Genomic DNA, 11787 nt, shown 5'->3' with positions numbered 1-11787 from the left:
TTACTTTATATATACTTTTCCTTCAAAATCACCACTAACAAAATACTCAGGATGACCATATTCTGCATAAATTAATCGACCATCCACATATCTTCCTGGCCATTCAACAATTAATTTGTATGTCTTACTTAGATTTTCCAATAGACGAACTGGATTTGTTTGTAGTACTGGATCGAATAAAATATCATTATGTTGTAATATGTAAATATTTTCTTTGCTCTTTAGAACTTTCTCCAAAAGCTCATCAATATACATTGGGTATTTTTGTTTTGGAACACTTATTAAACCTTCGCTTAGCACACGATTTACATTTACTTTTTCATAATCATCAAGCAAAGGAATTCTTGTGTGAAATTGCTCATTCCGATCAACAATAAAAATCAACTTATGATACCAGCCATCAACCTGGCTAATTTCATTTTTCAAACTATGTATATTCAAGTCAAAACATCCTTTTTTACATGCTTAAAATGATATTTTCTAATTAATCATATGTATATAATTCTATTTTCCTAGTACTATTTCCTTTATTTTATGAAAATAGTTAGACTTATGCCTAATTATATAGTAATATAGTTAGCTTTAATAGACAAATAGAGTGTAGATTTTAATAAACTACACTCTAACAATAGTTATATGTGAAAATAGCCAACATTTTCATCTGGATCAATGTTCAATAACAACCGCCTATCCAACAGCTGATTTCCCCATTCACAAGATGTTTCTGACACGTAAGAACAAGAATGGCATGCTGCACCATTTGCTGTTGAATGATACTTAAATTGGCCTTCCGAACAGTTCGGATCGGAAGAACAATACATCATACGTTTCCATTGCTCGAATAAAAATTGGATATAATTTATCAGGATCAGCTTGTTCAATTACTCCGCCAAGACTTCCTTCCGAATCCCCTGAAGCAGTATAGATTAATACCCCTAGCATCACCTCGTTAAGCGTATTTCAGAACTTGAGTCTCAGAAGAAGATGATTCAAGACGACGTAATGACTGGATCAGGCTTTTATACACATCAAGAGGCTAAAGAACGAATTGCTGAACTTCGTGAGGAAGTTAGTAACCTAAAAGATTCGTTGTCCAAAATACAAAGTGAACAGGAAATTAAAAACAACATGGTAAAAGAGGTCAGTGCAGACTTTATACGTGAGCAACTCAGGGAATTTCTAGAATTAAAAGATCGATTAGAAGTAATGGAATTTAGGCAGCTTCTCATAGCTTCAATTGAAAGAATCGATGTAAACAATAAAAAATTAAAGCATATTCAATTTTCTTTTATTGCACATATCCCAGAAAGGAGGAGTCCTAGCGACTCCTCCTTTCTGGGATATGGTTACTAACAACTCCCCAATTATCCTAAGGGGATTATATTTTAAAGAAAACCGCTACCTATTTGTGGTAAGGTTCCCCCCTAATAATCCGAAACCCCCGATAAACCTGCTCCACCAACACCAATCTCATCAACTGATGTGGAAAAGTCATCTTAGAAAACGACAACGCAAGATCACTCCGCTTCTGAACCGCTTCGCTAATCCCAAGTGATCCACCAATAATAAATGCAATCTTACTCTTACCATACGTCGCAAGCTCGTCCATTTTAGCTGCCAGCTGTTCCGAGCTTAGCATTTTTCCACCAATCTCAAGTGTAATGACATATGTATCCTGGTTAATCTGCGCTAGGATTCGTTCGCCCTCCTTTTGCTTCACTTCCATCATTTCTGCATCACTCATGTTTTCCGGTGCTTTCTCGTCCGCGACTTCAACAATATCTACCTTTGCATAGGCTGTGAGGCGTTTCAGATATTCCTGGATTCCTTGTTTCAAGTACTTTTCCTTTAATTTTCCTACTGTGATAATAGTGATCTTCATAACAATACGTCCTTTTTGTTTTATCATTGTTTTTAGTTTACCAAAAAAACGCTACGATAACAGCTGCACCCTAACAGATTAGGAAATTTTCTAACTTCTGCTTTCCTTCTCATATACTTTCACGTATTATATATCTAAATGATACATATCATATATGATAGGTGGTTCAGATGAAAAAAAATAATAACACCAAGTATGCCATACTTGGTCTGCTTACTACTGAGTGTCGTTCGGGTTATGCGATAAAACAAATGATTGACCAGAGCCTGAATCACTTTTGGAAAATTAGTTATGGTCAAATTTACCCTACGTTAAAACAGCTTGTTGAGGACGGATTAGCTACTGTTCAGGATACATCTCAGGAAGGAAAGCCTGATAAGAAGGAATATTACCTTACACCAAAAGGGGAGGAAGAGCTTGAGATCTGGCTTCAGAATCCCATAGAAGAACTACCTTCTGTTAAAAATGAAATGTTATTAAAGCTATTTTTCAGTCGTCATCAAAGCAATGCCGAAACAATCAGCCGTGTTAAACAGTACAGAAATAAATTGCTTGAGCGCTATAACACGTATGAAGCAATTGAAAGTATGATAACCTCTACTTCGCGCGAAAAGCCAGATGCAGGATATTGGCTTATTACCTTGGATTATGGGAAACGAACCACACAAGCCGCAATGGAGTGGTGTGATGTCACGATTGAAAAATTAAAGTAGGAGGAGAAATTAATGGGGAAATCGGTATATGAAGGTAGGTATACGACTGAAAATGATCAGGACATCGTTATTTTTATCATTGGAATGAGGATAAACAAAAGGCGCGCTATACGGAAATGGGTTCCCGTTTTCCTAGCCATGCCTGGGATGATAAAAGAGCTTTATCAGAATCAGGAGAGTCTTGGCTTTCTATCAATGGAAAGTTTTTTCGGATTGCGAACAACGGCTATGATTTCATATTGGCGATCAACAGATGATCTTCTTGCTTACTCAAAAGGCCAGAAACATTTGACTGCATGGAAGAACTTTAATAAAAAGATAGGAAACAGTAATGCTGTTGGAATATACCACGAAACCTATGTTGTCCCAAAAGGAAGTTATGAATCCATTTATGGGAATATGCCTCTTTACGGGCTTGGCAAAGCTACAAAACACATCCCAGTAACAGCGGAAACAATTTCGGCTAAAAAACGATTAGAACCCGCCCAAACCTCGATAACAAAGCCTGCGTCAAGATAACGACATGGGCTTTGTTATTTTATTGGAATAAATGATGCAACAATCGTTCCTTATCCTCAAAAAACTGTTTCATAATGGAATATTGGCTGGTTTCTTCAAGTCTTGATTCTGCCATTCCTTCTTCTGTCAGCTGAATGATTTTAGCATGCTCGTATGCCATGATAATTGGTGAATGGGTGGATATGATAAATTGGGAACCTTGGTTAACCAGGTCGTGAATCCGCGCCAGCATAGACATTTGCCTTAATGGTGACAAAGCCGCTTCTGGTTCATCTAAAATGTAGAGGCCATCACCTGAAAATCGGTTCATAAATGTTGCGAAAAACGCTTCACCGTGGGATTGTTCATGCAATGACTTTCCACCATAAGAATCGATCACTTTGGGGGCACTTGAGGCCTGAACATCCAACTCTTCTATATTAGTAGATACATTATAAAACGTTTCTGCTCGGAAGAAAAAACTATCCTTTGGCTTTTTAACACCTTTTGCAATGCGTAAATAGTTGTCCAGGCTAGAGTGAGAATCATAGCTAGAAAAATTAAAATTAAGAGTTCCGCCCTCTGGATTAAAGCCTAATGCAACCGCAATACCCTCAAGCAAGGTTGATTTACCCATTCCATTCTCACCAACAATATAGGTCACATTTGGATGAAGGTGTAATTTTTGAAAGAACTGGAGGACGGGGAGGTTAAACGGGAATTGATCATCCTTTGGTATCGAGTCAATTAAGTCAACACTTTTAATGTGTTGTAATGTTTGGTTTAATTTCATTTTACCAAAACCTTTCCAATATATTGTTCGAAAAGTGTTCACAAGTCAGTTTAAGAAGTTTATTACAGGGGTATTACATAATTATTACAAAAGTTGAAGTAACTCAAGGGGTACCCACTATGCATATAGATAAACTGTTAATAGAAAGAATACAAAAGCGCGATACAAGAGCATTGGAAGAGCTTTATGATCGGTACAGTTCCTATTTGTATAATCTCATCAAACGTAAGACTAACGACGTTAAACAAATCATCTCATTATTAAAGCAACTCTTTCAAGAAATCTGGCAAAATCCACACCATTTTCTTCAGGAAAAATATGTCTCCATTGCGCTTTCCAACTATTGCATGAAGCATCTGTAACAATTACATAGCTATAGTTTACCAAAATTTCTTGTATTGTCCTAGAATTGTTTGTCTTTGATTTTTTACGGGTAAAATAACCAGTACTACTAGCATAAGGAGTGGATTTCATGAAACAGATAGTATTCATCCAAACTGGAACAGGAATTGATGTACATGGCCAAGATGTAACAAAAGCATCTGTACGTGCTGTGAAAGACGCAATGCATTATAATTCGATGCCTGGTATTGAAAAAGTCTTACCTGATCAACGCCTTGAAAATATGAAGGTTAATGTGAAGCTTGCACTTCCGCTAGACCAAGAAAAATTAGATCAGGAAAAAGTAAAAGAAATGATTCCATATGGTACGGTAACCATTGAAGTTGTGAATGGTGGAATGGCAACAACAAGCGGCATCTTCCTGGAAGATAAGGCAGACAAGAACGATTTGATGTATATCGTGAACGCGGCGGTTGAGGTTGGGTATTAAATATATAACCGGTTTGGCTGGCACCAATTTTGATGTCAGCCTTTTTACAAACTATTTACTTGCCCCCTCCACCTCATACCATGCCATCTTTGGCCGTGTGTCGGGATACCCATTCTGTTCACGGAATTCTTTCCGTTCTGCAGTGAAATCAAACCATTTCTTCTCACTACCTGGATGATTAGCATGATAGACTACACAACGTAGCGAATCCTCCACACATGGATCCATCCAATAACCATACTGTTCTTCGGCGCAATTGATCAACTCTACACCTGTCTCATTTTCGAAATCCTCGAATGAGTAGTAGCCCAAATCAACCACAAGTTGTGCGAGCTTTGGTCCAATCGATGGTATCGTTTGGAAGATCGCAAGGCCTTTTAGATAGTTAGCTCGTTTCATTGATGCGCCAAGACCGATTGCCAGATTCTTTGGTTCCATTTCAGAAATTTGGTTAAGCTTTATTTTATTGGCCCTTAAGCTAGATCTCTCTTCAGGCGTTAACGGTAATTTTGGCGAAGATGCTTTCATTCGAATCACCTCATTGTTATTAATTACAATCGTTTTTTATGGCTGTAAAGTGGCGCTTTTTCATGAAATATAGTTGTCTATTTCAGTATACATTTGTGGTATGATAAGGTCTATAAATAAACAGAATGGAGGGGGTTTCTCATGTTTTTCAGAGAAATTGATGAAGATCTTACTCTACAGCTAATGGAATTAGAAGATGCCGAAGAATTATTCAACTTAACAGATTCTGGGAGAACATATTTACGCGAATGGTTACCTTGGGTAGATTCAACGACGACAGTTGATGATTCACGTGGCTTTATTGAACATACCATGCGTGGGTTTAAAGAAAAGAAAAGTATGACTCTAGCAATTCGATTTAAAGGTAAACTTGTTGGAACGGCTAGCTTTAATAACTTAGACTGGTCAAATAAAGTCGCTTACATCGGGTATTGGCTTGGACAAGATTATCAAGGAAACGGAATTATGACCCGTGTCGTACGTGAGTTAACTGACTATGCTATTACCGATCTTAACTTTAACCGTATCGACATCCGTGCAGCTTATGAGAATACGAAAAGCCGATCTATTCCAGAACGCTTGGGTTTTGTAAAAGAAGGACAAATCAGACAGGCCGAATGGTTATATGATCATTATGTGGACCATGTTGTTTATGGAATGTTAGCGAGTGAATGGGGAAACTAGTAGAATTAAAATAAGATGGGTCTGTCAAAGCTACAATTTACGAGAAAGGACTCGATATACATGCGCTTCTATATTGCCTCCAGTTTTGAAAATAAGGATATGGTACGTTATGTTTCACAAAAGCTTTTATCAAGAGGGTTCACGCATACATACGATTGGACAATGAATCAACGTGCCATAGAGCCTAAATCACTGAACGCAATTGGTGAGCAGGAAAAAAACGCTGTAGAAAGTAGTGATATTTTTATCATGCTACTTCCTGCAGGGAAAAGCAGTCATGTTGAACTAGGAATCACGCTTGGCTTAGGAAAACTTATATATATCTATTCACCAGAAAAAATTAAGCCAGCAACTGCTTCCACCTTCTATTATGTGGATGGTGTGAATCGTATCTCTGGAGAAATTGATCGTTTTATTTCTATGATTGGTGTCGTATAGAAGAATTTCCCACATGAAAAACTAACTATTTAACTTGTGAAATAATCTTATAATTTCCCGGGAAATATCGACAATTTATGACATGTCTTTATTTTATACTAGCTCACAAAGTCAATCGACTTTAGTCATGCTAAACATTTACCGGCCACTTTCTTAAAATCAATAATGGTTTTGCATGTTTTCAAAAAACCGCTCCGTCTTTTTCAAGTTATCTACATGTTAGTTTAATAAAAACTGCTGGTTATTGTGCGAATTTTTCACTTATACACAACCTATCCACAGGATTTTGGGGATAACTATGTGGAAAAGCTGTTTTTATGCTGTGAATATGTCATTTCTAAAAAAATGTGGATAACTTATTTTTTCAAACAAAAAAGGTAACCATTTCCTGAACAGAAACTAATCCTCCACCAAATAAATACCAATAATTAGGATCTAAGTAGAAAATGTTGTCATTTTTGTAGGCTTTTGTTTTCTTGACTAGTTCATTTTCAACCACTTCCACTTGTTTCACTTGTATCAGATCCCCACACGCAGCAGTAATTACAGCTAAGGCACTCAACATAACAACTAATAGGAACAGATGAAGGCTGCGAAATTGATAAATAATTTTTAGAAACTAACATATTGCGATTGATTATTCGTGGATGTTAGTTTTTTTAATGAAAATCTTCAAATTTTCGGCTGCCTAATGCAACAGAAAAGGATAGTAACAAACTAGAAATTCCTTATGTCCTTATGCATGATGAGTTAACAAAATGTCAGAAAAAGTTTAGCCTGTTATTATTGACGCGACCTATAATTCTGGTATACTAAAAATTGAGATATAATTGATAATGAATATCATTCTTATTTAGAGTAGTTAGAAGGTAATAATTATTATTAATAACTTAATGATGGTTAATGAATTTATATCCAAGAGTGATAATCGTTATCATTTATCTAACTAGAATAAACAAATTATGGAGATTACAAATGAAACTATGGATGATAATAATTATAGGTGTGGTCCTGTCATTTATATCACTGTTTATCGGGGCGATTGATATTAAGCCTAGCGACTTACTAAATTGGGAATCTGATAAAACACAAATTTTCTTAATCAGTCGAGTTCCTCGTTTAATAGCGATAATATTAGCTGGGGCAGGAATGAGTATAGCGGGTTTAATTATGCAAAGTTTAAGCCAAAATAAGTTTGTATCTCCAACAACAGCTGGTACATTAGATGCGGCTAAATTAGGAATTATGATTTCGATGCTGTTCCTCACGAATGTTACCTATACACAACAAGTTATTTTCAGCTTTGCATTTGCTTTAGTTGGAACCCTGGTTTTTATGCAAATATTGGATCGTATTAAATTTAAAGATGTCATTTTTATTCCGTTAATCGGGATTATGTATGGAAATATTTTATCATCAATCACAGTATTTTTTGGATATGAGGCAGACATTCTCCAAAATCTTTCATCCTGGTTAATGGGTAGCTTCACGTTAATTATTGCAGGGCGCTATGAGCTATTATATGTAAGTGTTCCAGCTATTATTTTAGCTTACCTTTATGCGAACAAATTTACGGTTGCTGGTATGGGTGAGGATTTTGCAAAAAACGTAGGATTAAGCTATAAGTTTGTACTTAATATCGGACTTACTCTTGTTGCGATTATTTCTACTTCAGTCGTACTAACTGTTGGTGTTATTCCGTTCTTAGGTCTTATCGTACCTAATATTGTATCTATTTATATGGGTGATAATATACGTAAAACAATTCCTCATACAATGGCAGTAGGAGTTGTATTCTTGTTAATTTGTGATATTATCGGTCGCATCATTATCCAGCCGTTTGAGATACCGGTAAACGTAACAGTAGCAGTAATTGGCAGTGCGATCTTCTTAATAATGCTTTTTAGGGGGAGAGCATATGCGAAGTAATGGTATGAAGCTGATTTTTTTACTAGTATTAGTGATTATTTGTATTTTGCTTTACGGTTTTTATGATATAAAAGGTGGCTTTGATTATGCATTTCCAAGACGCATGATTCGAGTTGGGGCAATGATCGTAACAGGAATTGCGATTGCATATTCGACCGTTGTGTTTCATACGATTACCCAAAACCGTATTTTAACCCCTTCTATTATAGGGCTCGACTCTATGTATGAAGTTGTACAAACAGTTATTTTCTTCTTTGCAGGGTCAATGTCAGTTTGGGTATTAAATAAATATATGAACTTTGGTGCAGCGCTTGTTGCAATGGTGTTATTTGCACTTATTTTATACCGCTTCCTATTCCGATCTGATAAGTATCCTATATATTTACTCCTTTTAATTGGGTTGATTATAGGAACGCTTTTGGGAAGTTTTGTAACGTTTTTACAAGTATTGATTGATCCAGTGGAATATTTAAGCTTGCAAAGTCTCTTGTTCGCAAGCTTTGTGAGAGTAAATGCAGATCTATTATATATTGCAATTGTGATTTTAATTATTTCATTCATTTACGGTTACACCATTATGGATAAGCTAGATGTTATGTCACTTGGTCGTGAAAATGCGATTAATCTTGGTATCAACTATGACCGTATGGTAATGAATGTTTTAATCTTATCAGCGATTTTAATTGCGACATCAACAGCATTAGTTGGCCCGATTACCTTCTTGGGCTTAATCGTAGCGAATCTATCCTATCAATTTTTAGTTGCGTATAAGCATTCTGTTTTAATTTTAGGTGCAAGTTTAATTAGTATTATTGCATTAGTCGGTGGCCAATTTCTGGTTGAACATATTTTAGAATTGCGTACGACGATAAGTGTTGTTATTAACTTTGTCGGTGGTATTTACTTTATTTATTTATTATTAAAGGGAAGTAGGTCTTTAGGATGATTGAAATCAAGGGACTAACGAAGCGATTTGGTAAAAAGTCTGTTGTAGAAGATGTATCAGTGGAGATCGTGCCTGGAACAATTACATCGTTTATCGGTCCGAATGGTGCTGGTAAATCCACACTACTTTCCATGGTGAGTCGATTACTAGACTCAGATACTGGGGACGTACTACTTGATCAAACAAACGTTAAAAAATGGAAGTCGAATGAGTTTGCGAAGCGCGTTTCCATTTTGAAGCAATCCAATTTTCTTAATGTTCGTTTGACAATACGTGAGCTTGTTGCATTTGGACGCTATCCATATTCGAAAGGACGTCTTACAGCTGAAGACGAGAATTTTGTCGATCAAGCATTAGGATATATGAACTTAATAGACATGCAAGATCAGTTTTTAGATGAATTATCTGGTGGGCAGAAACAACGTGCATTTATTGCGATGGTTATTGCACAAGATACGGACTATGTATTACTTGATGAGCCTTTAAATAACTTAGATATGAAGCACTCTGTTCAAATTATGAAAATTTTACGCAAGCTTGTAAATGAGCTTGGTAAAACGGTTGTCATTGTATTACACGATATTAACTTCGCCTCTGTTTACTCAGATCGTATTGTTGCTTTGAAAGATGGTAAGTTGGTAAGAAATGGGCCAACGAATGAAGTTATTAATTCGGTTGCACTGCGCGAAATTTACGATCTGGATATTCCAGTTCAAGAACAGAATGGTTGTCGTATTTGCGTATATTTCAATTCACATACAAAGGCAACTGAAATATCATAAAAAGCAGTCAAGAGAAAATTAATTCAGTATAACTAAATAGAATTTTTGTAAAACTAAGTCAGTTAGATTAGACTTCCATCCATCACTTTTATTTCCCTCCTACTTTATAGGAGGGGTTTTTATTTAAAACTCGAATAAGAATCAGGTAAGTGAAGCTTCCAATATCCCATAGATTGCGTGATATATGGAAAGAAAGCACCAAACTAGGGCCCCTAGCTTATACACCCCTATATGTTCTTAACCCGCCATCAAATGATGTTTCATTTAATAAAATTTACGCAAACTTTTATATAACAAATTGTAAGCATACATTTTTAGAAAACTAGGATTTAGCCAAGCCTTTAGGTAACAACTGGCGGGAAGTTCGGTTAAAACCGCGACGTCCTGTCGCAACACCGAACTGACCTACATCCTGTAGGCCCGCACTTATGCAGAGAGAAAGTATTTTATACTTTCTTATCTGCCAAATAAACCTTAAATTACCTCCAGAAAAGTGTTGACAGTAATAATTAGATACTATATACTCATAGCAGTTATCACTGATAATGATTATCATTATTAATTAGAATGATTATCATTAACAAAATATATACATAGAAAAGGGAGAGGAAGACATATGAAAAAATGGTTGACTATTGCCATGTTAGCTTTAATTTTAATGCTTGTTGCTTGTGGTAATGAAGAGGAGCCTACCACAGAAGGATCAAATGAAACTAATGCAAGCGAAGAGCAAAATTCGGCTTCCGCTTATCCAATGACAGTTTCACCTACAGTTTCTTCTTCAGAAAGTAGGGATGGAAGTGCATCATATACTTTTGAAGATGTAACTTTTGAATCTATGCCTGAAAATATTGTTGTCTTTGATTATGGTTTCCTAGATACACTAGATGCATTAGGTGTTGAAGGAATCGTTGGGGTTCCTAAAAGTACTTTACCAACTCACCTAGAAGACTACTCATCTGATGAGTATACAAATATCGGTACTTTAAAGGAACCATTACTTGAAGATATTGCTGCTTTAGAGCCTGATGTAATCTTTATCTCTGGGCGTCAAGCTGCATTCTATGATCAATTAAAGGAAATTACTCCAAATGTAGTATTCGTTGGTACTCAACAAGATGACTACTGGAACTCATTTGAAGCTTCTGTAGATGTCGCTGCTAAAATGTTCGGTAAAGAAGCTGAGGCTGCAGAATACCTAGCTGAATTTGATTCGAAATTAAAAGAAATCAATACTTTAGCTGGAAATTTCGAAACTAGTTTAGCTACCTTGTATAACGAGGGTAGTTTATCTGGTTACTCATCAGCCTCTCGCTTTGGTTACATTTATGACGTGTACGGTTTCGAGCCAGTAGCAGAAGATATTGAATCGTCAAGTCATGGTTCTAACTTTGGTTTCGAAGCAATTTTAGAATTCGACCCACAAGTATTATTCGTAATTGACCGTACTGCCGCTATAAATGAAGGAAAGTCAAATATCAAACAAGATTTGGAAAATGATATTATTAAACAAACAACTGCCTATCAAAATGATCATATCGTATACTTAGATGGTCCACTTTGGTACTTAAGTGGTGGCGGTTTACAATCTGAACTTGCAAAAATAGAAGAAATATTAACAGAGTTAAAATAAGTCAATGATATTAGTAAAAGGGCTGTCCAATATGTTAGTGAATACTAACTCTTTGGCAGCCCTATTTTAGTTATTTTTACAGACGGTAGTGGGGCCGATTCATCAGATTGATTATAAGTAATCTCAATC

The 11787-nt window shown here is 36.0% G+C and carries 16 protein-coding genes and 1 pseudogene; 11 read left to right on the top strand and 6 right to left on the bottom strand.

Features of this window, described 5'->3' with window-relative positions:
- On the bottom strand, nt 1-441 hold the full coding sequence (brxF, locus tag CFK40_RS01935; protein ID WP_089530418.1) for a BREX-3 system P-loop-containing protein BrxF: 441 nt from the start codon (nt 439-441) through the stop codon (nt 1-3).
- Between the two features lie 336 nt (nt 442-777).
- Nucleotides 778-942 carry a hypothetical protein gene (locus CFK40_RS21170; RefSeq protein WP_193433349.1) on the bottom strand — a complete coding sequence of 55 codons (165 nt, stop codon included), beginning with the start codon at nt 940-942 and terminating at the stop codon, nt 778-780.
- Nucleotides 943-984: 42 nt separating this feature from the next.
- Between CFK40_RS21170 and CFK40_RS01925 the strand changes: the two genes are divergently transcribed.
- Complete coding sequence (locus tag CFK40_RS01925; RefSeq protein WP_089530417.1) at nt 985-1353, top strand: hypothetical protein; 369 nt, start codon at nt 985-987, stop codon at nt 1351-1353.
- Between the two features lie 49 nt (nt 1354-1402).
- Here CFK40_RS01925 and rlmH read toward each other — a convergent pair whose 3' ends face one another.
- Complete coding sequence (rlmH, locus tag CFK40_RS01920; RefSeq protein WP_089530416.1) at nt 1403-1882, bottom strand: 23S rRNA (pseudouridine(1915)-N(3))-methyltransferase RlmH; 480 nt, start codon at nt 1880-1882, stop codon at nt 1403-1405.
- A gap of 170 nt (nt 1883-2052) precedes the next feature.
- Between rlmH and CFK40_RS01915 the strand changes: the two genes are divergently transcribed.
- Together CFK40_RS01915 and CFK40_RS01910 are read left to right on the top strand one after the other, a co-directional pair.
- Entirely contained in the window at nt 2053-2595 is a 543-nt protein-coding gene (locus tag CFK40_RS01915; RefSeq protein WP_089530415.1) for a PadR family transcriptional regulator, read from the top strand.
- Nucleotides 2596-2607: 12 nt separating this feature from the next.
- A complete protein-coding gene (locus tag CFK40_RS01910; RefSeq protein ID WP_089530414.1) occupies nt 2608-3114 on the top strand; it encodes a DUF4188 domain-containing protein in 507 nt (168 codons plus the stop codon).
- A 19-nt stretch (nt 3115-3133) separates the two neighbouring features.
- Here CFK40_RS01910 and CFK40_RS01905 read toward each other — a convergent pair whose 3' ends face one another.
- On the bottom strand, nt 3134-3886 hold the full coding sequence (locus tag CFK40_RS01905; RefSeq protein WP_089530413.1) for an AAA family ATPase: 753 nt from the start codon (nt 3884-3886) through the stop codon (nt 3134-3136).
- Nucleotides 3887-4005: 119 nt separating this feature from the next.
- Here CFK40_RS01905 and CFK40_RS01900 point away from each other — a divergent pair, with 119 nt between their 5' ends.
- A complete protein-coding gene (locus CFK40_RS01900) occupies nt 4006-4248 on the top strand; it encodes an RNA polymerase sigma factor (protein WP_089530412.1) in 243 nt (80 codons plus the stop codon).
- 110 nt (nt 4249-4358) lie between these two features.
- Nucleotides 4359-4718 carry a Lin0512 family protein gene (locus CFK40_RS01895; RefSeq protein WP_089530411.1) on the top strand — a complete coding sequence of 120 codons (360 nt, stop codon included), beginning with the start codon at nt 4359-4361 and terminating at the stop codon, nt 4716-4718.
- A 51-nt stretch (nt 4719-4769) separates the two neighbouring features.
- On the opposite strand, the gene CFK40_RS01890 is transcribed toward CFK40_RS01895, so the two are convergent.
- A complete protein-coding gene (locus CFK40_RS01890) occupies nt 4770-5246 on the bottom strand; it encodes a helix-hairpin-helix domain-containing protein (RefSeq protein ID WP_089530410.1) in 477 nt (158 codons plus the stop codon).
- Between the two features lie 141 nt (nt 5247-5387).
- Here CFK40_RS01890 and CFK40_RS01885 point away from each other — a divergent pair, with 141 nt between their 5' ends.
- Together CFK40_RS01885 and CFK40_RS01880 are read left to right on the top strand one after the other, a co-directional pair.
- Nucleotides 5388-5930: a GNAT family N-acetyltransferase gene (locus CFK40_RS01885; protein WP_089530409.1), complete on the top strand. Its 543-nt coding sequence runs from the start codon at nt 5388-5390 to the stop codon at nt 5928-5930.
- A 60-nt stretch (nt 5931-5990) separates the two neighbouring features.
- A complete protein-coding gene (locus tag CFK40_RS01880; RefSeq protein ID WP_089530408.1) occupies nt 5991-6368 on the top strand; it encodes a TIR domain-containing protein in 378 nt (125 codons plus the stop codon).
- A 364-nt stretch (nt 6369-6732) separates the two neighbouring features.
- Here CFK40_RS01880 and CFK40_RS20690 read toward each other — a convergent pair.
- Nucleotides 6733-6867 (bottom strand): annotated as a pseudogene (locus CFK40_RS20690) (ABC transporter); the annotation flags it as partial.
- A 476-nt stretch (nt 6868-7343) separates the two neighbouring features.
- On the opposite strand from CFK40_RS20690, the gene CFK40_RS01875 reads away from it, so the two are divergent.
- The 4 genes from CFK40_RS01875 to CFK40_RS01860 all read left to right on the top strand — a co-directional run bounded on the left by CFK40_RS01875 (nt 7344) and on the right by CFK40_RS01860 (nt 11658).
- Nucleotides 7344-8297, top strand: coding sequence for an ABC transporter permease (locus CFK40_RS01875; RefSeq protein ID WP_089530407.1), 954 nt, complete (start codon nt 7344-7346; stop codon nt 8295-8297).
- Entirely contained in the window at nt 8287-9243 is a 957-nt protein-coding gene (locus tag CFK40_RS01870) for an iron chelate uptake ABC transporter family permease subunit (RefSeq protein ID WP_089530406.1), read from the top strand. Before CFK40_RS01875 ends, CFK40_RS01870 begins: the two co-directional genes overlap by 11 nt.
- Nucleotides 9240-10025 carry an iron ABC transporter ATP-binding protein gene (locus tag CFK40_RS01865; protein WP_089530405.1) on the top strand — a complete coding sequence of 262 codons (786 nt, stop codon included), beginning with the start codon at nt 9240-9242 and terminating at the stop codon, nt 10023-10025. Before CFK40_RS01870 ends, CFK40_RS01865 begins: the two co-directional genes overlap by 4 nt.
- A 616-nt stretch (nt 10026-10641) precedes the next feature.
- On the top strand, nt 10642-11658 hold the full coding sequence (locus CFK40_RS01860; RefSeq protein ID WP_089530404.1) for a siderophore ABC transporter substrate-binding protein: 1017 nt from the start codon (nt 10642-10644) through the stop codon (nt 11656-11658).
- Nucleotides 11659-11787 lie beyond the last annotated feature (129 nt).

The organism is Virgibacillus necropolis (genome assembly GCF_002224365.1).
GTDB lineage: Bacteria > Bacillota > Bacilli > Bacillales > Amphibacillaceae > Virgibacillus_F > Virgibacillus_F necropolis.
This window is presented reverse-complemented; position numbering and strand designations above follow the sequence as displayed.